This window comes from Corynebacterium sp. NPDC060344 (genome assembly GCF_042725215.1).
In the GTDB taxonomy this organism is placed as follows: domain Bacteria; phylum Actinomycetota; class Actinomycetes; order Mycobacteriales; family Mycobacteriaceae; genus Corynebacterium.
This window is the reverse complement of record NZ_JBHXCS010000013.1, coordinates 13537-33206: the sequence shown is the minus strand read 5'-3', so window position 1 is coordinate 33206 and position 19670 is coordinate 13537. Positions and strand designations below refer to the sequence as shown.

General features: G+C 70.2%; 17 protein-coding genes. 8 read left to right on the top strand and 9 right to left on the bottom strand.

What is annotated here, in order from left to right; translation table 11 throughout:
• Positions 1-270: 270 nt before the first annotated feature.
• The 4 genes from ACFWGD_RS12145 to ACFWGD_RS12130 are packed head-to-tail and all read right to left on the bottom strand — an operon-like array spanning position 271 to position 6145.
• Positions 271-2739, bottom strand: coding sequence for an HAD-IC family P-type ATPase (locus ACFWGD_RS12145; RefSeq protein ID WP_377778950.1), 2469 nt, complete (start codon positions 2737-2739; stop codon positions 271-273).
• A 14-nt stretch (positions 2740-2753) separates the two neighbouring features.
• On the bottom strand, positions 2754-3521 hold the full coding sequence (locus tag ACFWGD_RS12140) for an enoyl-CoA hydratase (protein ID WP_377778949.1): 768 nt from the start codon (positions 3519-3521) through the stop codon (positions 2754-2756).
• 26 nt (positions 3522-3547) lie between these two features.
• The gene (locus tag ACFWGD_RS12135) at positions 3548-4399 is read right to left on the bottom strand and encodes an aldo/keto reductase (RefSeq protein ID WP_377778948.1); all 852 of its coding nucleotides are present in this window, start codon (positions 4397-4399) and stop codon (positions 3548-3550) included.
• Positions 4400-4417: 18 nt separating this feature from the next.
• On the bottom strand, positions 4418-6145 hold the full coding sequence (locus ACFWGD_RS12130) for an FMN-binding glutamate synthase family protein (RefSeq protein ID WP_377778947.1): 1728 nt from the start codon (positions 6143-6145) through the stop codon (positions 4418-4420).
• 122 nt (positions 6146-6267) lie between these two features.
• On the opposite strand from ACFWGD_RS12130, the gene ACFWGD_RS12125 reads away from it, so the two are divergent.
• From ACFWGD_RS12125 to ACFWGD_RS12110, 4 genes are read left to right on the top strand one after another with little or no spacing between them, the layout of a single operon-like run.
• Positions 6268-6585 (top strand): helix-turn-helix transcriptional regulator, encoded by a 318-nt coding sequence (locus ACFWGD_RS12125; RefSeq protein WP_377778946.1) that lies wholly within the window; start codon positions 6268-6270, stop codon positions 6583-6585.
• The gene (locus ACFWGD_RS12120; RefSeq protein ID WP_377778945.1) at positions 6582-7175 is read left to right on the top strand and encodes a hypothetical protein; all 594 of its coding nucleotides are present in this window, start codon (positions 6582-6584) and stop codon (positions 7173-7175) included. Before ACFWGD_RS12125 ends, ACFWGD_RS12120 begins: the two co-directional genes overlap by 4 nt.
• Positions 7176-7221: 46 nt before the next feature.
• Entirely contained in the window at positions 7222-8133 is a 912-nt protein-coding gene (locus tag ACFWGD_RS12115) for an ABC transporter ATP-binding protein (RefSeq protein ID WP_377778944.1), read from the top strand.
• Positions 8130-9398, top strand: a complete 1269-nt coding sequence (locus tag ACFWGD_RS12110; protein WP_377778943.1) for an ABC transporter permease — start codon at positions 8130-8132, stop codon at positions 9396-9398. Before ACFWGD_RS12115 ends, ACFWGD_RS12110 begins: the two co-directional genes overlap by 4 nt.
• 23 nt (positions 9399-9421) lie before the next feature.
• Here the strand turns inward: ACFWGD_RS12110 and ACFWGD_RS12105 are convergent, their stop codons facing one another.
• Together ACFWGD_RS12105 and ACFWGD_RS12100 are read right to left on the bottom strand one after the other, a co-directional pair.
• Positions 9422-10417, bottom strand: a complete 996-nt coding sequence (locus ACFWGD_RS12105) for a ribokinase (RefSeq protein ID WP_377778942.1) — start codon at positions 10415-10417, stop codon at positions 9422-9424.
• Positions 10410-11357, bottom strand: coding sequence for a nucleoside hydrolase (locus ACFWGD_RS12100; RefSeq protein ID WP_377778941.1), 948 nt, complete (start codon positions 11355-11357; stop codon positions 10410-10412). The genes ACFWGD_RS12105 and ACFWGD_RS12100 overlap by 8 nt, the downstream gene beginning before the upstream one ends.
• 125 nt (positions 11358-11482) lie before the next feature.
• On the opposite strand from ACFWGD_RS12100, the gene ACFWGD_RS12095 reads away from it, so the two are divergent.
• Entirely contained in the window at positions 11483-12967 is a 1485-nt protein-coding gene (locus ACFWGD_RS12095) for a carboxyl transferase domain-containing protein (protein WP_377778940.1), read from the top strand.
• 25 nt (positions 12968-12992) lie between these two features.
• Here the strand turns inward: ACFWGD_RS12095 and ACFWGD_RS12090 are convergent, their stop codons facing one another.
• Positions 12993-13352: an FKBP-type peptidyl-prolyl cis-trans isomerase gene (locus ACFWGD_RS12090; protein WP_377778939.1), complete on the bottom strand. Its 360-nt coding sequence runs from the start codon at positions 13350-13352 to the stop codon at positions 12993-12995.
• Positions 13353-13572: 220 nt separating this feature from the next.
• Positions 13573-14868, bottom strand: coding sequence for a citrate synthase (locus ACFWGD_RS12085; RefSeq protein WP_377778938.1), 1296 nt, complete (start codon positions 14866-14868; stop codon positions 13573-13575).
• Between the two features lie 651 nt (positions 14869-15519).
• Here ACFWGD_RS12085 and serC point away from each other — a divergent pair.
• The 3 genes from serC (at position 15520) to ACFWGD_RS12070 (ending at position 18839) form a co-directional block, all read left to right on the top strand.
• Positions 15520-16656, top strand: coding sequence for a phosphoserine transaminase (serC, locus tag ACFWGD_RS12080; protein ID WP_377778937.1), 1137 nt, complete (start codon positions 15520-15522; stop codon positions 16654-16656).
• A gap of 136 nt (positions 16657-16792) precedes the next feature.
• Positions 16793-17911 carry a septation protein SepH gene (sepH, locus tag ACFWGD_RS12075; RefSeq protein ID WP_377778936.1) on the top strand — a complete coding sequence of 373 codons (1119 nt, stop codon included), beginning with the start codon at positions 16793-16795 and terminating at the stop codon, positions 17909-17911.
• A 10-nt stretch (positions 17912-17921) separates the two neighbouring features.
• Positions 17922-18839 (top strand): DUF6928 family protein, encoded by a 918-nt coding sequence (locus ACFWGD_RS12070; RefSeq protein ID WP_377778935.1) that lies wholly within the window; start codon positions 17922-17924, stop codon positions 18837-18839.
• Here the strand turns inward: ACFWGD_RS12070 and ACFWGD_RS12065 are convergent.
• Positions 18818-19669, bottom strand: coding sequence for a TrmH family RNA methyltransferase (locus ACFWGD_RS12065; RefSeq protein ID WP_377778934.1), 852 nt, complete (start codon positions 19667-19669; stop codon positions 18818-18820). The two genes, ACFWGD_RS12070 and ACFWGD_RS12065, sit on opposite strands and share 22 nt — an antisense overlap.
• Between the last annotated feature and the right edge of the window lies 1 nt (position 19670).

The following is a 19670-nucleotide window of genomic DNA, read 5'->3' as shown; positions in this document are numbered from 1 at the left end:
CCGGGTCATCATGTACGGACAATCACGGTTCACGCCGGCCACGGCGGGCCCTGGCGTGGGTAACACCTCACACGGCGGACGCGCTGTGCATCACGTCACACCGGAATATGTGCGCCCCTGAAGTTACCTGGAACACCCCGACCTGCGAAACACGTCACACTCACAGCCCCCTTTAAGGAAGTTCACGCCACCCCCAAAGGTACAGTCCACCTGCACTAACAAAAACTAACGGAGTTACCCCCGCCATGACCGCTTTTCGGTTAATCCGAATTAACTATTTTGATTTCGAAGCCGATCGGCGCGCCTGCGGTTGATCTGCCAGACGGTCTCGACCAGCACCGCACCGGCGATGCCCGTCATCACCGCGGCGAATCCGAGCCCCGCGGGCACCGGATGCAGGTGCAGCACCGAGGCGATGGGGCGGACGAGGAAGATGACGAAGTACGCGCCGCCGGCCACGGCCAGCAATGCGAGCTTCCACGGCTCGTAGGGCCGTGCGACGACGGCGAGCACCCAGAACGCCGTGATGATGAGCACGACCAGCGTCGCCGTCGACGCCTCGCCCCGCACCGCGCCGGAGGCGTCGGCGCCCGGGTAGGCCCACAGCCAGAAGCCGAAGGTCAGCGCGCCGACGATGAGCCCGGATGGCAGCGCGAGCCGGAACACCCGCGAGGAGAACCCCGGCTTGGCCCGCTCGTGGTTGGGTGCCAGCGACAGCACGAAGGCCGGGATGCCGATGGTGAACCAGCCGGTGATGGTCACGTGGATCGGCTCGAACGGGTACGCGTAGCCGATGATGCCCACCGCCAGCGCCAGGAACACCGAGTAGATGGTCTTGGTCAGGAAGAGGTTGGCCACCCGCTCGATGTTTCCGATGACCCGGCGCCCCTCGGCGACCACGTGCGGCATGACGGCGAAGCGGTTGTCCAGCAGCACCAGCTGCGCCACGGACCTCGTCGCGGGGGCGCCGGCGCCCATGGCCACGCCGATGTTGGCGTCCTTGAGCGCCAGGACGTCGTTGACGCCGTCGCCGGTCATGGCCACGACGTGCCCGCGCGATTGCAGGGCCCGCACCATCGCCCGCTTCTGGTCGGCGGTGACGCGCCCGAACACGCTCCCGGCGGCGACCGCGTCGGCGAAGGCCTTCTCCTCTACTTCTCCCCCATCGGGGTCGGGCAGCTCGCGGGCGTCGACGGGGCGGTCGGCGCCCGGCAGCCCCAGGGACCGCCCGACGGCGCCGACGGAGGCCGCGTTGTCGCCCGAGATCACCTTCACGGTCACGTTCTCGCGGTCGAAGTACTCCAGCGTTTCCCGCGCATCGGGGCGCAGCGTCTGGTCCAGGACCACGAGCGCGGCCGGTTCGAGCATCCCCGGATGCTTGTCGACGGCCTCTCCCGGGCCCACCACGACGTCGGAGACGGTGGCGGCGATGGCGTCATCGGCGCGGGCCAGCAGCAGCACGCGCAGGCCGGCGGACATCAATTCCTCGGCGCGGGCCAGCGCCGCGGAGCCCTCGGCGGCGAGGATGTCGGGCGCGCCGAGCACCCACGTGCCCCGCCCGTCGAACGTCGCGCCGGCCCACTTGCGGGCGGAGGTGAACGGTGCCTTGTCCGCCACCGCCCACCCCGGATCGGCGACGCCGTCGCTCTCGAGGCTGTCGTTGATGGCCATCGACGTCGCGTTCGGCCGCTCCTCCAGGTGCCCCAGCGCCGCGAGGACCGGGCGGACGTCGGGTGCGCCGGGACCGTCGTCAAGCGGGACGACCTCGCGCACGTGCATGGTGTTCTCGGTCAGCGTGCCGGTCTTGTCCACGCACACGACGTCGACGCGGGCCAGGCCCTCGATGGCCGGCAGCTCGTTGGTCAGGACCCGGCGGCGGCCCAGGCGGACGATGCCGATGGCGAAGGCGATGGACATCATCAGCACCAGGCCCTCGGGGACCATCGGCACCAGGGACGCGACCATGGCCAGCAGCGATTCCTTCAGCGGCTGGCCCGACCGGAACAGCTGCGTCCAGATGACCAGGGCGCCGGTGGGCACGAGGATCCACGTGATCACGAGCAGGATCTTGTTGATCCCCCGCAGCAGCTCCGAATCCGTCAGCGTGAACTTGCTGGCCTCCGCCGCCAACTGCGCGGCATACGCGTCGGCGCCGACCTTCGTTGCCTGCTGCGTGCCGCCGCCCGCCACGACGTGCGAGCCGGAGTACAGCGGATCGCCCGGCTTCTTGTGCACCGCCTTCGACTCGCCGGTCAGCGGCGACTCGTCGACGTCGAGGCCGTCGACGGTGCGCGCGATGCCATCGACGATGATCTGGTCGCCGGCGCCGAGCTCCACGAGATCGTCGACGACGATCTCCTCCCGGTCCAGGTCCCGGGCCGGGCCGCCGTCGCGGATGACCATCGGCCGGGCGCGGCCGACGATGGACAGCTTGTCCAGCGTCCGCTTCGCCCGCAGCTCCTGGACCACGCCGACGATGGAGTTGGCGATGATCAGCAGCCCGAAGGCGCCGTTGACCCACGACCCCGTCCACAGCACGATCACCAGCAGCACCGCCAGGATCGCGTTGATCCGCGTGAACACGTTGGCGCGGATGATGTCGGACACGGTGCGGCCCGACGTCGGCGGCAGGTGATTGACCAGCCCGGCGCGCCGCCGCTGCCCGACCTGCTCCGCGGTCAGGCCCCCGGGCCCGGTGACGAACCCGGTGGTCTGCTCCGGGCCCTCCGTTCGAGGCATGTGCGTCGCGCCCGTCACTTCCCGCGGAACACCGGGTCGCGCTTCTCGGCGCGCGCCCGGCCGGCTTCCGCGGCGTCCTCGGACGCCCACACGGCCTCGTACAGCTCGCGCTGGGCGTCCTTCGGCGGCAGGTTCGTCTCGTCGTCGTTGAGCACCATCTTGTGGTACTCCAGGCTCATCGGCGCGAACGACGCGATCCGCTCCGCGACCTCGCGGGTGACGGTGGAGTCGCCGGCGTAGGACGCCAGGCCGCAGTACTTCGCCTCCGCCTGGTCGATCTGCTCGGCGGCGAGCAGGATCGTGCGGGCGCGGGCGCCGCCGACGAGCACGCGGGTGCGGCGGATGGTCCAGGCGTCGACGGCGATGCCGAGCTTGACCGGCGGGATCATGAACCAGCCGCGCTCGCCCACCACGCGCAGGTCGGCGGCCATGGACAGCTGCATGCCCGCGCCGACCGCCGCGCCCTGGACGTCGGCGATGATGATGCGCGGGCATTCCTGCAGCGCGTGCAGCATGCGGGCGAGCTGCCCGTGGAAGTTGCCGTCGCTGTGCTGGCCGCCGAGGTCGGCGCCGGCGCAGAACGCGCGGCCCTCGCCGCGGATGACGATGACCCGGCACTCCTCCCGGCCGGGCGCCGCCTCCACGGCGTCGGCGATGTCCGAGCAGACGCCGGCGTTGAGGGAATTGCGCTTGTGATCGCGGTCGATGGTGATCGTGGTGATCGGGCCATCGTGCTCGACGCGGATCTCGGACGTTTCGGGGGTCATGGACGACGTGGGCATGGTCCCAAACCTACCGGGGCGCGGCGCTACTCGTCGCCGAAAACCCTGGGGTCCCCGCCGATGCGAGTGGCCGGATCCGCGAGTGCGGCGATGGCGCCCAGGTGGGCGTCGCCAAGCTCGAAGTCGAGCACCCCCAGGTTTTCCTCCATCCGCCCGAAATCGGCCGACTTCGGGATCGCCACCAGCCCGCGCTGCAGATGCCACCGCAGCGTCACCTGCGCGGGAGTGCGGCCGAGCTCGGCCGCGATGTCGGCGATGGGCCCGGACCCGAACTGCTTGGCCCGGCCGAGCGGGGCCCAGCTCTGCGTGACGACGTTCCGTCGCTCGTCGTCGGCGACCTGCTCGTCCTGGGGCAGGCCGGGGTGGAGTTCGATCTGGTTGACGGCGGGGGCCTCGGGAAGCTCGTCGAGGACCCCGGCGTAGAAGTTCGCGACGCCGGCCGACCGGGTCACGCCCTCGTCGCGCAGGTTCATGATCTCGCCGTAGCACTCGGCGAAGAGCCCCTGCTTCGGGCAGGGCCAGTGGACCAGCAGCAGGTCGACGTAATCCAGGCCGAGGCGGCGCAGCGACTCTTCCGCCGACCGGCGGGTGTCGGCGGCGCGCTGGTCGTCGTTCCACACCTTCGTGGTCACGAACAGGTCCCCGCGGTCGACGTCGCCCGCCGCGATGGCGTCGGCGATGCCCTGGCCGACGCCCACCTCATTGCCGTAGAGCGTCGCGGTGTCGATGTGCCGGTACCCGATGCCGATGGCGTGGCGGACGCACCGGCGGGCGGTCTCGTCGTCCATCCGCCACGTGCCCAGGCCGAGCTGGGGGATGGAATTGCCGTCGTTGAGGGTCAGGGAAGGGATGATGCCGTCGAATTCGTCATTGGCCATGCCCCTTTTGTACGCGCGTCAGGCGATGTTGTCGCCATTGCCCGCAGCGCCGGCGCCCTCTTCATCCTCCTGCATGTCCTCCGCGACGTCATCCGATTCGACGCCCGTGCGGCCCACCGGGGCGGTCCTGGGCTTCACGCCGCCGTGGAGCTCGGGGTACCAGAAGCGTTCCGGGTCGGCCAGCGCCCAATCCTCCGCCCACGCGTGGAAGCGCGTGCCGGAGACGAGTTCACCCGGCTCGAGCCAGTTGTACAGCTCGGCGTAGGTCTCGGCGTACTCGTCGGACGTGCGGCGGAAGAGCATGGACGGCGAGAGCTGATCGAAGCTCTCCAGGCCCATCGACGCGAGCATGCCCACGGCCTCCTGCACGGTGGCGTCGTGGAAATTGCGCACGCGGTTGGCCTTGTCCTCGACGTCGATGGCCTTCCAGCGCTTCGGGTCCTGCGTGGCCACGCCGACCGGGCACTCGTTGGTGTGGCACAGCTGCGACTGGATGCAGCCGGTGGCCATCATCATGCCGCGGGCCGAGGCCATGAAATCGGCGCCCTGGCACATGCGCTTGATGATGTCGAAGCCGGTGACGATCTTGCCCGTCGCGCCAATCTTGACGCGGTGGCGCAGGCCCGCCCCGACCAGCGCATTGTGCACGAGCACCAGGCCGTCGGTCAGCGGGAAGCCCACGCGGTCGGAGTACTCCAGGGGCGCGGCGCCCGTGCCGCCCTCCGCGCCGTCGACGACGATGAAGTCCGGCGTGATGTCCTCCTCCACCATCGCCTTGCACACCGCCAGGAACTCGATGCGGGAGCCGGCGCAGATCTTGAAGCCAACCGGCTTGCCCCCGCTGAGCTCGCGCATCGTGCCCATGAACCGGACCAGTTCGCGCGGCGTGGAGTACACGCGGTGGAACGGAGGGCTGGTCACTCCCTGGCCCACGCGCACGCCGCGGGTCTCGGCGATGATCTCGTCGACCTTGTCGCCGGGCAGCATGCCGCCCAGGCCGGGCTTCGCGCCCTGGCTGACCTTCAGGTACGTGGCCTTGACCTCCGGCAGCGCCGCGCGCTCGCGGAACTTCACGGGATCGAAGTCGCCGTCTTCGGTGCGGCAGCCGAAGTAGCCCGAGCCGATCTCCCAGAACAGGTCCGCGCCGTACTCCAGGTGGTACGGGGAGATGGAGCCCTCGCCGGTGTCGTGGATGAAGCCGCCCATAGCCGCGCCCTTGTTCATGGCCAGCACCGCGTTGGGCGACAGCGCGCCGAAGCTCATCGCGGCGATGTTGAAGATGGACACGTCGTAAGGCTGCGTCGTTGCCTCGCCGCCGAGCCGGACCCGCGGGTTGGCGTTGACCGTGCGCGACGGGGCCATGGAATGCGGGATGTACTCGTAGCCGGGCTCGGTGATCTTGCGCTCGGTGCCGAAGGACTTCTTCGAGCCCAGCCCCTTGGCCCGCTCGTAGATGACCGACCGGGTGTCGCGGTCGAAGGGCGTGCCGTCGAAGTTGCGCTCGATGAAGTACTGCTGGGTCTCCGGGCGGATGGACTCCAGGATGTACCGCGCATGGCCGAGGATCGGGTAGATCCGCAGCAGCGCATGCTTCTTCTGGATGAGCACGTCGTAGAACGCCACCAGGTCGAGGAAGACGAAGACCGCCAGCAGGACCGCCCACCATGGGCTGACGAAGACGGTCAGGGCCAGCGCGATGACGTTGGCGACGAACAGGATCCCGAGAATCGTAGGCCGTGTGATCACGGTGTCCAGGGTACGTGCTCAGCACTGGCCCGGGCAGCGCTGACCAGGGACGACATGATCCCGATGGAGATATTTCGTTGTTTTCCTTGACAGGGTGTTGGGTTTTCACAACACTTGGACGCATGAGCCCAGTGAAACGAGGTCCACAGAGACCGATCTACAACCGGCTGTCCGTGCTCCGCGCGGAACGCGGGCTCAGCCGCGCGCAGCTCGCGGAGGCCGTGGAGGTCAATCACCAGACGATCGGCGCACTCGAGCGCGGGGACCACTACCCCAGCCTCGATCTTGCGTTCCGATTGTGCGAGGTGTTCGGCCTCCCGGTCGAGGCGGTGTTCTCCCGCGAGGAGTTCACGCCCATGTCCGCGGCGCTGTACGCGGCGCAGAGCCAAAGCCGGCCCCCCGCACCTGCCCGACCGACGATCCCGGAGGAAGTGCGATGAACACGACCAATGCCACCGAAGAGACCGGTGCCGGCACCGCCCGCAGTTCGACCTTCCTGGAGCGCTGGGAGGCCCGGCGCGAACGGAAGTACCTCGAGCGCCGCGAGCACACCGACCGGATGTTCCCGAAATTGCGCAACCGGACGGCCCGCCGCCGCCTGGTCATCGCCTACCTGGCCATCATCGCCGCACTGCTCGTCGCCGGCATCATGCTCGGCGCCGCGGTCATCGGCGACGGCTTCTCCGGCTGGTGGGGCGTGCCCTGGATCGCCCTCACGGTGATCCAGGTCCTGACGTGGACGACGCTCGTCATCGTCACCGACAACCTCGACGGCGCGCCGATCGCGGTCCTGGACGAGTATGAGCGGGGGCGCGTGGAAGGCCTGCGCAGCCTCGCCTACCAGGGCTTCACCTGGTTCGGCCTGTTGTTCTGCCTCGGCTCGGTGTTCTTCGGCGTGTGGGTGGGCTCGAACGAACCGGAGTGGGCCGCCGACGTCCCGTACCTGATGGGCCTCGGCTTCCTCATCCCCTTCCTCATCCTCCTGTCCGTGCCCACCGCCGTGATCGCGTGGACGATGCCCGATGAGTGACCCGAACAACCCGCCAACGACCAACCGACCAGAAAGGATGGCGACCATGCAGGGCAAGCCTCTGATCATCGACGGCCTCCAGAAGTCGTACGGGGACCTCCACGTCCTCGACGACATGAGCTTCACCGTCCGCCCGGGCGAGATCTACGGTTTCGTCGGTGCCAACGGCGCCGGCAAGACCACGACCATGCGCATCGCGTTGGGGGTGCTGTCCACGGACGGCGGCGAGGTCCGCCTCGGCGACGTCCCGCTCGACGACACGTCGCGCCGCACCATCGGCTACATGCCGGAGGAGCGCGGCCTGTACCCCAAGGAGAAGGTCCTCGACCAGCTCATCTACTTCGCCCGGTTGCACGGCATGGATGCCGCGACCGCGAAGGACCGGGCGGAGTCCCTCCTGGAGACCCTCAATCTCACCGAGCGCGGCGGCGACAAGGTGGACACCCTGTCGCTGGGCAATCAGCAGCGCGTGCAGCTGGCCGCGGCGCTGGTCCACGATCCGGAGGTCCTCGTCCTCGACGAGCCCTTCTCGGGCCTGGACCCCATCGCGGTCGGCGTGATGTCGCGGGTGCTGCGCGAGCGCGCGAACCAGGGCATCCCGGTCGTGTTCTCCTCGCACCAGCTCGATCTGGTGGAGCGCCTGTGCGACCGCGTCGGCATCATCCGCGATGGCCGGATGCTCGCGGAGGGCACCGTCGCCGAGCTGCGGTCCAAGGGCCCGCGCCTGCTGGCCGTCGAGGTCCCCTCGGCCCCGCACGGGTGGGCGGACGGCGTCCCCGGCGTCGCGTCGTCGACGGTCGACGAGCGCGGCCGCACGGTGTTCACGCTTGACGACGCCGCTCCCGCCGACATCGACCAGCAGCTGCTGGATCGCGCCCGTTCCCATGGCCCGGTGCATTCCTTCGGGCCCGTCAACATCCCGCTGACCGAGCTGTACCAGGAGGTCGTGCAGTCATGAGCACTCCCACGAAGAATCCCGGACCCGCCCGCAAGACTAACGCCGGCACCAACAACGACACAGCCGCCAACCGCGGTGGCTACCGCGCCTCCACCGCCATCGGCCTGGTGACCAAGCGCGAGCTGCGCGAGAACCTGGTCAAGAAGGGCTCCGTGGTCACGCTGATCCTGGGCATCGTGCTCGCCGTCGGCGGCGTGCTGCTCACCGCGTACCTCACCCGCGACGACGGGGAGGCCGCCGAGCCGACGCGCATCGCCGTCGTCGGTGAGGCCCCCTTCGCCGAATCGCTCGCCGATGCCCCGGAGGGCTCGCTGCCGCAGCCCATCGAGACGCTCCCCGCCGTCGACGAGGACGCCGCCCGCGCCATGATCGACGACGAATCCGCCGATGCGGCGCTCGTCCCCGCCGGCGGCGACAACGAATGGTCGCTGCTGCAGAACGATGCGTCGAACACGCTCGTCGTCACGCTCAATTCGGCCCTGTCCTCGCAGCTGCAGGCCGATGCAATCTCCGCGCAGGGCGGCGACCCCGCCGCCGTCGCGGCGGCCGCCGGGCAGGGCTCGGTGACCTCGCAGTCCACCCAGGACATCGACTTCGCGGCGCTCATCGTCGTCGGCGTCGGCGTCATGGTGATGATCACCGCCATCATGATGTTCGGCGGCGCGGTGGCCAGCTCGGTCATCGAGGAGAAGTCGTCGCGCGTCGTCGAGATCATGCTCGCCACGATCCGCCCGCTGCACCTGCTCGCCGGCAAGATCCTCGGCGCGGGCCTGGCCGGCGCGATCATGATGGCCGCCATCGTCGCGGCCGCCTCGGCGACGATCTTCGCCACGGGCCTGGCCTCGGACTTCGACATCCCGTGGGGCGCCGTGGCCACGCTGATCCCGTTCTTCATCCTCGGCTACCTGCTCTTCGCCGCCCTGTACGCGACGGCCGGTTCGCTGGTCAGCCGCATGGAGGACTTCGGTGCGGCGCAAATGCCGGTGCTGATCCTGTCCTTCGTGTCCATCTACGTCCCGGCCTTCGGCTGGTCGCAGCTGGACGGGACGTTCATGCAGGTCGCCGCGTGGATCCCGCCGGCGTCGGTGACCACCGCCCCGCTGCAGTACGCCATGGGCAACTTCAGCGCGCTGCAGCTGCTGGGCTCTGGTGCCGTGCTCGCGGTGACGTGCGTGCTCACGCTGCTGCTCGCCGCGAAGATCTACCCGCGCAACGTGCTGCGCACCGGCACCCGCGTCACCTGGATGCAGGCGCTGAAGGGGTAGCCGACCGGCGCAGCCCCGCCGGTTCAGCCCCGCCGGCCGGTCCGGGCGAAATCCCGGACCTGGTCGGCGGTGCCGTAGGAGGCCTGCGCCCCTTCGCCGCCCGCCGCGTACGCCGACACGGCGGCCGCGAGCCGGGCGGCGTCGCCGACTCCCATGCCGGAGGCCAGCCCCGCCATGATGCTGCCCATGTAGGAATCGCCGCAGCCGGTGGTGTCCACGACGTCGACCGTCAGCGGATCGATCCGCGTGGCGGTGACCGAGGAGGACCCCTCCGCCTGCACGACCACGGATCCCGCCCCGCCGAGGGTGACCACGGTGGTGCGGATCCCGTGCTGTCCGGCCAGCGCCGTCGCCGCATCGGTCCAGTCGCCGGACTCGGCGCCCTCGGCGGCCGCGGCGCCACCGACCAGGGCGGCCAGCTCGTGCTCGTTGACCATGAGCACGTCGACCAGCCCCAGCAGCTCCGCCGGCACCTCGCGCACGGGCGACAGGTTGAACACCACGGTCACGCCGGCCTCGCGGGCGATGCGCGCGGCCTCGACCACGGCGTCGTCGCCGACCTCCAGGCACAGGCCCAGCACGTCGGCGCCGCGGATCGCCTCCGCATGCTTGCCGACGAGCCCCGCGTCCACCGTCCCATTCGCCCCCGGTGAGATGACGATGCAGTTCTCGGCCTCGTCGTCGACGAGGATCATCGCCGTGCCGGTCGCCTCCTCCGACTGCGACAGATGGGCGACGTCCACGCCGGCATCGACGAGCGACTCGCGCAGCATCGCGCCATTGGGGTCATCGCCGACCGCGCCGATCAGCGAGGCGCGCACGCCGAGCCGCGCGACCGTCGCCGCCTGGTTCGCCGACTTGCCGCCCGGCAGCACCACGAGCGGGCCGCCCGCGATGGTCTCCCCCGGCTTCGGCAGCGCGGCGACGCGCACCGTCAGATCGGCATTGGCCGAACCCACCACGGCCACGGCGCCCGGCGCGGACGCCAGGGCGTCGAAAAGCGAACCCGCGTCAGCCATGCGCCGCCACCGCCCCGACGCGCGACATGAACTCCGACAGGAAGCGCTCGACGTCCACCCCGACCGCGACCTTGACGTTCTTCTCCGGATCGTTGAGGCGGACCTCGTCGCCGATGGTGCGGCCCCGGGTCTCGCCGTCGCAATCGACCTTCATGTTGTGCTCGATTACCGTGACCAGCGACGGATCCACCGCCACGCCCACCGCCAACGGATCATGCAGGCCACAGCCGCCCAAATGCGGGGCGGTGGTGTCGTAGGCCTTGATGTAGTAGTCCGTCATGTCCGCCAGCGCGCGGCCGGCGTCGGTGCCCAGCTCGCGCCACTTCTTCGTCTCCTCGTACGTCAGCAGCGTCTGCAGCGTGACGTCGAGGCCGATCATGGTGACGTCCGCGCCCGAGCGGAAGAGCTTGTCGGCGGCCTCGGGATCCTGGTTGATGTTCGCCTCCGCCCACGGGCGCACGTTGCCCGGCACCGTCAGGGCGCCGCCCATGATGACGATCCGCGCGCGCCCCGCGAACTCCGGGTCCCGGTCGATCGCCGCGGCCAGGTTCGTCATGGGGCCGGTGGCGACGATGACCAGGTCGTCGCCATGCTCGCGGACCGAATCGACGAGGAAGTCGACCGCACCGCGCTCGTCGACGGGTCGCTGCGACGCCGGCAGATCGACCTCGCCGATGCCGTTGCCGCCGTGGATGAACGCCGAGATCTCCAGGACCTCGAAGCCGTCCTTCGCCGACGCGTGCGGCTCACCGTGGAACACCGGCACGTCCGCCTTGCCGAACAGGTCCAGGAGCGCCAGGTTGTTGGCCACCCCGTCCTCCATGAGGACATTGCCGTAGGTGCCGGTGACGCCGATGAGCTCCAGCTCCGGGGAACCCAGCGCGTAGGCCAGCGCCAGGGCGTCGTCGATGCCGGTGTCGAGGTCGAGGATGGTCTTCATCGCCGGTTCATGCTCCGTCCAGTGGGGATCCAATGCGTGCTGGCCCCATTATCCAGGTTTCCCGGATGGGGCAGCCGCCCGGGCATGCGCCGCCGGAGATCGCCGTTGTGCCATAACCTGGGGACATGACACGCACGAGCGCACGCGAACTCATCGATTCCGTCATTGACCGGGGCACATACCGCAGCTGGGACACCCCGCCGGACTACGGGGAGATCGGCGCCGACTACGCCGCCACCCTCGAACGGGCCCGGGAAAAGTCCGGCGTCGACGAGGCCGTGCTCACTGGCGAAGGCGAGGTCGGCGGGCGCCGCGTGGCGGTGATCTGCTCGGAGTTCTCGTTCCTGGCCGGCTCCATCGGCGCGGCGACGGCCCGGCGGATCATCCGCGGCATCGAGCGCGCCACCGACGAGGGACTGCCGCTGCTGCTGTCGCCGACGTCGGGCGGCACGCGCATGCAGGAGGGCACCCCGGCATTCGCGATGATGGTGTCCATCACCACCGCCGTCGCCCGCCACAAGGACGCCCACCTGCCGTTCCTCGTCTACCTGCGCAACCCCACCACCGGCGGCGTCATGGCCTCCTGGGGGTCGTCGGGGCACTTCACCTTCGCCGAGCCGGGCGCCCTGCTGGGCTTCCTGGGCCCGCGCGTGGTCGAGCTGACGACGGGCACCGGCATCCCCGAGGGCGTGCAGAGCGCGGAGAACCTCTTCGAGCGCGGCATCATCGACGGCGTCATTTCGCCGGAGGGCCTGCGCGGTTCGGTGCGTCGGACCATCGACGTGCTCATGCCCGACGTCGAGACCGACGAGCCGGCGCCGCCGCCGGACGCGGTGCCCGACGGGCGCAGCGCGTGGGAGTCGATCCTGCGCACCCGCGAGGATTCGCGGCCGGGTGGCGGCGACATTCTCGCCGCGCTCGAGGACCGGTCGGTGCCGCTGTCGGGCACCGGCGACGGCGAGAACGACGACGCCGTCCGCGCCGTCCTGGCGCGCATCGCCGGGCGCCCGGTGATCCTCGTCGTCCAGGACCGCCACAAGCAGCCGCCGTTGGGCCCGGACCCGATGGGGCCGGCGTCGCTGCGGTTCGCGCAGCGGGCGATCCGGTTGGCCGAGAGCCTGCAGATCCCCCTGGTCACGGTCATCGACACCGCCGGCGCGGAGTTGACCAAGGAGGCGGAGGAAAGCGCGATGGCCGGCGAGATCGCCCGCACCCTCACCGCGCTGCTCGACGTCCGCGTGCCCACCGTCTCCATGATCCTGGGCCAGGGCTGCGGCGGCGGCGCGCTGGCCATGCTGCCGGCCGACCGCGCGTTGGCCATGCACGACGCGTGGCTGTCGCCGCTGCCGCCGGAGGGCGCGTCGGCGATCATCCACCGCGACACCGAGCACGCGCCGGAGATGATGGAGGCCCAGGGCGTCGCCGCCGAAGCGCTCCTGGCCGCCGGGGTCGTCGACGAGATCATCGCCGAGCCGGAGGACCGCGGCGAGCTCGTCGACCGTGTCCTCGGCGCCATCGCCCATGCCCTGTGGACGCTGGAAACCGCCCCCGAGCGCGTCGGCCGCGAACAGCGCTTCGCCCACTACCGGGAGTTCGCGCTCGGCCAGTGACCCGCGGCGCCGTGCGCCGCGCGACTTACTTGACGTCGAGCAGGTCGATGACGAAGACCAGGGTCTTGCCCGACAGGAAGTGGCCGGCGCCGGCGGGGCCGTAGGCCTTCTCCGGCGGGCAGATCAGCTCGCGGCGGCCGCCGACCTTCATGCCGGGGATGCCCTCCTGCCAACCGGCGATGAGGCCGTTGAGCGGGAACTCGATGGACTGGCCGCGGTTCCACGACGAGTCGAACTCGTCGCCGGTCTCGAATTCCACGCCCACGTAGTGGACCTCGACGCGGGCGCCGGGGGTCGCCTCCGCGCCGTCGCCGACGGTGATGTCGTTGATGACCAGGTCGGTGGGTGCCGGGCCGGACTTGGCGCCGAGTTCGGGCTTCGCCATGGTGAGTCTCCTCGTATCGGCGGTTCGGCGGGCGCGGCGCGCCCGCGTCTTCCGCGTCGGTTCGGTTTCTTCGGGTGAAGTCTAGTTGATCGCGGGCGGGCCGTGTCGGGGCCGCACCGGAGGGCGGCGGCTTTGCGACGCCTACGGCGAACGCCCCGCCCGGCCACATGGCCGGACGGGGCGTTGGCGCCGTCACGCGCGGATGACCGCGCGAAAACTCCTAGCGCTGGTCGCGGGGAACGATGTCGCGCTCGGTCTCGCCGGTGTAGATCTGGCGGGGGCGGTTGATCTTCGAGGCCGGGTCGGTGACCTGCTCGTTGAAGTGGGCGATCCAGCCCGGCAGGCGGCCGATGGCGAACAGGACGGTGAAGAAGTCCGACGGGAAGCCCATGGCGCGGTAGATCAGGCCGGTGTAGAAGTCGACGTTCGGGTAGAGCTTGCGCTGCACGAAGTAGTCGTCGGCCAGCGCGATCTCCTCGAGCTTCATGGCCAGGTCCAGCAGCTCGTCGCCGCCGAGGTGCTGCAGCACCTCGTGGGCGGTCTTCTTGGCGATGGCGGCGCGCGGGTCGTAGGACTTGTACACGCGGTGGCCGAAGCCCATGAGGCGGACGCCGGCTTCCTTGTTCTTCACGCGGTTCATGAAGTCGGTGGCGTCGCCGTTGTGGTTGTTCTTGATGTCCTCGAGCATCTCCAGAACGGCCTGGTTGGCGCCGCCGTGCAGCGGGCCGGACAGGGCGTTGATGCCCGCGGCGATGGAGACGAACATGTTGGCGCCGGAGGAGGCGACCATGCGCACGGTCGAGGTGGAGCAGTTCTGCTCGTGGTCGGCGTGGAGGATGAGGAGCTTGTCGAGGGCCTCGACGAGCACCGGGTCGACCTCGTACTTCTCGGACGGGAAGCCGAACATCATGCGCAGGAAGTTCTCGCGGGCGTTCAGCGAGTTGTCCGGGTACATGTACGGCTGGCCCTTGGAGGCGCGGTAGGCGTAGGCGGCCAGCATGGGCACCTTGGCCATCAGGCGGGAGGTGGCCAGCTCGCGGGCCTCCGGGTCGGACGGGTCGAGCTCGTCCTGGTAGTACGCCGAGAGGATGTTGACGGAGGAGGCCAGCGTCGCCATCGGGTGCGCGCCGCGCGGGAAGATGGAGAAGGCCTTCTTGAAGTCCTCGTCCAGCAGGGTGTGGTGGCGGATGTCGAAGTTGAACTTCTCCAGCTGCTCCTTCGTGGGGAGCTCGCCGTTGATCAGCATGTAGGAGACCTCGTTGAACGTGGCCTTCTCGGCCAGCTGCTCAATGGGGTAACCGCGGTGGCGGAGAATGCCGTTGCCGCCGTCGATGTAGGTGATCGCGGAGGTCGTCGAGCCCGTGGCCGTGTAGCCCGGGTCGAACGTGGTCAGTCCGGTGTCCGCGAGCAGCTTGCCGATCGCGATGCCGTCGTTGCCCTCGGTGGCCTCGACGATGTCCATCTCGAACTCGCCGCCGGGGTAGTGGAGCACGGCCTTGTTGTTCTCAGTAGCCACAACTTCCCTTTCGCTGAAAATGTGTCGTTCAGGCAATCCGGCGTTGTCTCGCCGGCCACGGCCCACACTATCCGCGCGTCCCGCGAGGGCGCGCAGATGGTGCCCGATGCGGATCGGCCGAAGTAGTCCTTCGCCCGCTTCACACCGGGGCCCGGCCGAGCCATACTCAACCGCCAGCAGTGGATTGCGACACACTCTAGCAAAGAATGTGAGGGCGACAACACCCTTACCCCCGCAGTTTGGCGCCCGCGGCGGTCAGGCGGCCAGCTTAACGACTTTGTTTTCCCGGAGCAACACCACGTTCAGGCAGGTCACCCCATACGATGACCACTCCCGGACAGGTCGCCCGCCCGCACTTTCCGAACTTTTGCGCTCGGCGCGCACATCACCTCCCCCATTGGGCATGAAAAGGCCCCTACCCATCCGGAGCAGCCGAAACGGTCGCCCCAGCGCCGCTCCATTTTGCACAACTTCCACTTTGCAATCTTTACATTTAGCAAATTTTGCGAACCCGGATTCGCCACACCCGGAGTCCCCCTCCCCGGCCGTACCCGCCGCGGGGGTTTCGGGGGCGATCCCCCGCCCGTGACCCGCCCGCACCCGGGGCGATAGAGTCATGATGGTCCATAACCCACCGAAAGGTTGCGCCCCATGAGCGATCAGTTCCCTTCCTTGCCCGCCGAGTTCCTCCCCGGTGACGGCCGCTTCGGCTGCGGCCCGTCCAAGGTCCGCCCGTCCCAGATCCAGGCCGTCGCCGACGGCGCCGAGGGCATCATGGGCACGTCGCACCGCCAGCCCGCCGTGAAGAACGTCGTCGGCGAGGTCCGCGAGGGCCTGTCGGAGCTGTTCTCCCTGCCGGACGGCTACGAGATCATCCTCTCCCTCGGCGGCGCCACCGCCTTCTGGGATGCCGCGACCTTCGGCCTGATCGAGAAGAAGTCGGCGCACCTGTCCTTCGGCGAGTTCTCGTCGAAGTTCGCCAAGGCGGCCAAGCTGGCCCCGTGGCTCGACGCCCCGCAGGTCATCGAGTCCGAGCCGGGCACGGCGCCGGCGGTCGTCGCGGGCGAGGAGGGCGTCGACCTGATCGGTTGGGCGCACAACGAGACCTCGACCGGCGCGATGGTGCCCGTCACCCGCCCGGAGGGCTCGGAGGGCCAGCTCGTCGCCATCGACGCCACGTCGGGCGCCGGCGGCCTGCCCGTCGACATTTCGCAGGCCGATGCCTACTACTTCTCCCCGCAGAAGTGCTTCGCCTCTGACGGTGGCCTGTGGCTGGCCGCGATGTCCCCGGCGGCGCTGGAGCGCATCGCCAAGATCAACGCCTCGGACCGCTTCATCCCCGAGTTCCTCAACCTGCAGACCGCGGTGGACAACTCGCTGAAGAACCAGACCTACAACACCCCGGCCGTGGGCACGCTGCTCATGCTCGCCGACCAGGTCAAGTGGATGAACGCCAACGGCGGCCTCGACGGCATGGTGGCCCGCACCACCGAGTCCTCGTCGCACCTGTACGACTGGGCCGAGCGCCGCGCCGAGACCTCCCCGTACGTGGCGGACGAGGCCACCCGCTCGCTGGTCGTGGGCACCATCGACTTCTCCGACGACATCGACGCCGCGAAGATCGCCAAGGTGCTGCGCGCCAACGGCATCCTGGACACCGAGCCGTACCGCAAGCTGGGCCGCAACCAGCTGCGCATCGGCATGTTCCCGGCGATCGATCCGGAGGACGTCAAGAAGCTGACCGGCGCCATCGACTGGATCCTCGACAACGGCCACGCTTCGGCCTGATCCCCGCCGGGCCCGTTTCGGGAGCCCGCGCCGCGATCCCCCGCACACGCCGCACCACATTGGTGGCGGCCTGGCGGGGGTTTCGTCGTTTAGCATGGGGGAAAGTACACGGCGGTCATCCCCAGGAGGTTTTCGAATGCGGGAATTGAAGCCCATCACGGACGCCGGCGAGCCGGGGACGATCATCCTCGCCGCCGCGGATTCCGGCGCGGGTGACGGGGAGCGGTTCGCGCTGCCGGTCACCGACGAGTTGCGGGATTTGGTCGCGGCCGTTTCCGTGCCCGTCGGGGAGTCGCTTGACGACGCCTCCGCGCACCCCGATTCCCCCGGGGATCCGGAGGCCGCCGCCCAGGAAGAGGCGGCGCCGGACGACGCTGCGCAGGTCGACGCCCCGCAGGACACCGACTCCGACGAGAACTCTGCCGCGGCCGACGACACCGCCGATGAGGCCGCCTCCCGCCCGGAACCGGTCGTGGTCGAGATGGCCGAGCCGAAGATGGTCCTGCGGCCCCGCGAGATCCAGGACCGCGTCCGCGGCGGCGCGTCGGTGGAGGAGCTCCTCGAGCTGACCGGCATGCCGGCCCGCCGCATCGAGCCTTTCGCGCACCCGGTTCTCGCCGAGCGCGCCCGCATCGCGGAGCTGGGCAAGCAGTCCCGGCCGCGGCGGGCGGATGGCCCGGCGAAGCTGACGCTGTGGGAGATCCTGGCCACCGCCTTCGCCGCCCGAGGCCTGGACCTGACCACGTCGGAATGGGATGCGTGGCGCGATCCGGCCGGGCAGTGGATCATCGGCGTGACCTGGTCCGCCGGGCACTCGACCACCACCGCGGAGTGGGCGTTCCACGCCGAGGGCGCTTCCGCCTCGACGGTGGCCCGCAACACCATCGCCGCCGAGCTCGTCGATCCCGACTTCGCCCGCCCGCGCCGCAATCTGTCCTCCGTCGAGGGCGAAGCCCCGGGCCTGCGCCCGGCGCCGGAGGCCGCGCCGCATGTGACCCCGGGAGCACCGGGAGCGCATGACGCCGGTGCCGCCGGTGTCTCCGAGGACGGACATGGCGATCACGGCCACCCCGGCCACCACGGCCCTCACTCCCCTCACGATCACGGGGGCGACGCCGACTCCGACGGCATCAATGACGACGCCGATTTCCTGCGCCACCCCGACGAGGGTCCCGCGCCGAAGCGCCGCCGCAAGACGGTCATGCCCTCCTGGGAGGATGTTCTGCTCGGGGTGCGCCCCACGGACCGGAAGTGACGGGTGAGGGATGAGCACTCCCCGGGGGCCGCGCGCGGGCGTCGCCACGATCTGGTTCGTCACGGCCGCGGAGCCGTTGAGCGTCCTCACCGCCGAACCCGGCCATGACCGGGGATTCGGCCGCAAATACCTGGCGCTGCTCGACCCGCGCCTGACGGTCACCCCCATCGGCGATTTCCCGCTGAACAGGTCCGCGCCCGCGGGCGCCGGCGAGTTCTACATCGGCGGCTTCGACGGCCTGGCCGTGGTGCAGACGGTCCTGGAGGACGTCTCCCTGCTCTCCGAGCTGCCGCAGCGCTACTTGCGCGGCATCGCGGCGACCGACGTGTACGCCTTCTCCACCGACCCCGCCACCGGTTTCGGCGCCTTCGCCCACTGGCGCGCCGGCGAGCTCAAGCGCGCCTTTTCCGCGACACGGTTCACCATCCTCGAGGACACCGGCGTGCCGGAGGTCTTCGAGGGCGATTTCTGGGCCGGGCGCCGCAAGCCGGAGTCCGATGGCAATGACGCTGACGCCGCCAGCGATTCCGCCACCGCCCCCGTGGCACCGCGCCGCGGCGTGGCCATGCCCTTCGTGCCCGCCGAACTCGCCGCCGCCGCGGCAGCCGGTTGGCTCGGCTTCGACCCCGCCGATCCGGGCCCGGACATCCCCGTCAGCGCATTCGCCATCGACGGGCGCAGGGCCTCGGCACGTCCGCCGGAGGCGACGCGGCGCAGCGCAGCATCGCTGGGAGCCCCCGGCTCGGCCGCGGGCAACGCCGACTACGACGATTACGAGGACCACTCGCAGCGCGCCCCCGACGACTCCGCCGAAGGCATCCGCCGCGTCGGCCGCGCCGCCGCCGACGGCGCCCGCTCACTCGGCCGCGGCGTGCGCGGGTGGGGCAGCCGGGCCTGGGCGAAGGTTCAGAAGCGCAACCGCTCGTAGAACGCGATGGCCGCGGCCGTGGCCACGTTGAGGCTGTCCGTGCCCTCCGCCATGGGGACGCGGGCGCGGACGTCGGCGGCGCGCATCGCGTGCTCGGTGAGCCCCGGGCCCTCGGCTCCGACGAGGATGGCCACCTTCTCGTGTGCCATCGCCTCCCACAGCGGCACCGACCCCTCCCCCGGCGTCATGGCCACGATGCGGAAACCGGCGTCGCGCAGCCCGTCGAGCGAGCGCTGCCACGTCGTCGTGGTCCCCGGCAGGTGCGCGAACGGCGTGCGCAGCACGTGGCCCATGGACACCCGCACCGCGCGCCGGTACAGCGGGTCCGCGCACGCGGCGCCGAAGAGCACCCCGTCGACTCCCATGCCCGCGGCATTTCGGAACATGGCGCCGATGTTCTCGTGGTCGCCGACGCCCTCGAGGATGAGCAGGGTACGCGCCCCCGCCACCACCTCGTCCACGGCCGGCTCCGGCGCACGGTCGGCGACGCCGAGCAGGCCCCGGTGCAAATCGAATCCCACGGCGCCGGCCAGCACCGGCCGCTCGACTTCGAGCCACGGCACCGACAGCGCCCGGGCGCGGACGGCGGGATCGCCGGACGCCAGGTCGTCGTCAAGCGAATCCAGGCGCCGAGGAGTGCCCGCGATGCAGCGCAACGGAAACCTCGACCCGGCCAGGCGGGGGACGATCAACGCGCCCTCCGCGATGACCAGGCCCTTGCCGCCCGGCAGATCCGGGCGGGAATCCGAGCGGTTGAGGTCGCGGATGTCGTCGAGGCGCGGATCGGCCGCATCGGCGACCCGCACGCGGTTCGGGCGTGAATCCGGCACC

What these genes read in the sequence shown, in the direction of transcription:
- ACFWGD_RS12145 (WP_377778950.1), bottom strand. Translation starts at nt 2,739, where the DNA reads ATGCCTCGAACGGAGGGCCCGGAGCAGACCACCGGGTTCGTCACCGGG.
- ACFWGD_RS12140 (WP_377778949.1), bottom strand. Translation starts at nt 3,521, where the DNA reads ATGCCCACGTCGTCCATGACCCCCGAAACGTCCGAGATCCGCGTCGAG.
- ACFWGD_RS12135 (WP_377778948.1), bottom strand. Translation starts at nt 4,399, where the DNA reads ATGGCCAATGACGAATTCGACGGCATCATCCCTTCCCTGACCCTCAAC.
- ACFWGD_RS12125 (WP_377778946.1), top strand. Translation starts at nt 6,268, where the DNA reads ATGAGCCCAGTGAAACGAGGTCCACAGAGACCGATCTACAACCGGCTG.
- ACFWGD_RS12120 (WP_377778945.1), top strand. Translation starts at nt 6,582, where the DNA reads ATGAACACGACCAATGCCACCGAAGAGACCGGTGCCGGCACCGCCCGC.
- ACFWGD_RS12115 (WP_377778944.1), top strand. Translation starts at nt 7,222, where the DNA reads ATGCAGGGCAAGCCTCTGATCATCGACGGCCTCCAGAAGTCGTACGGG.
- ACFWGD_RS12110 (WP_377778943.1), top strand. Translation starts at nt 8,130, where the DNA reads ATGAGCACTCCCACGAAGAATCCCGGACCCGCCCGCAAGACTAACGCC.
- ACFWGD_RS12105 (WP_377778942.1), bottom strand. Translation starts at nt 10,417, where the DNA reads ATGGCTGACGCGGGTTCGCTTTTCGACGCCCTGGCGTCCGCGCCGGGC.
- ACFWGD_RS12100 (WP_377778941.1), bottom strand. Translation starts at nt 11,357, where the DNA reads ATGAAGACCATCCTCGACCTCGACACCGGCATCGACGACGCCCTGGCG.
- ACFWGD_RS12095 (WP_377778940.1), top strand. Translation starts at nt 11,483, where the DNA reads ATGACACGCACGAGCGCACGCGAACTCATCGATTCCGTCATTGACCGG.
- ACFWGD_RS12090 (WP_377778939.1), bottom strand. Translation starts at nt 13,352, where the DNA reads ATGGCGAAGCCCGAACTCGGCGCCAAGTCCGGCCCGGCACCCACCGAC.
- serC (WP_377778937.1), top strand. Translation starts at nt 15,520, where the DNA reads ATGAGCGATCAGTTCCCTTCCTTGCCCGCCGAGTTCCTCCCCGGTGAC.
- sepH (WP_377778936.1), top strand. Translation starts at nt 16,793, where the DNA reads ATGCGGGAATTGAAGCCCATCACGGACGCCGGCGAGCCGGGGACGATC.
- ACFWGD_RS12070 (WP_377778935.1), top strand. Translation starts at nt 17,922, where the DNA reads ATGAGCACTCCCCGGGGGCCGCGCGCGGGCGTCGCCACGATCTGGTTC.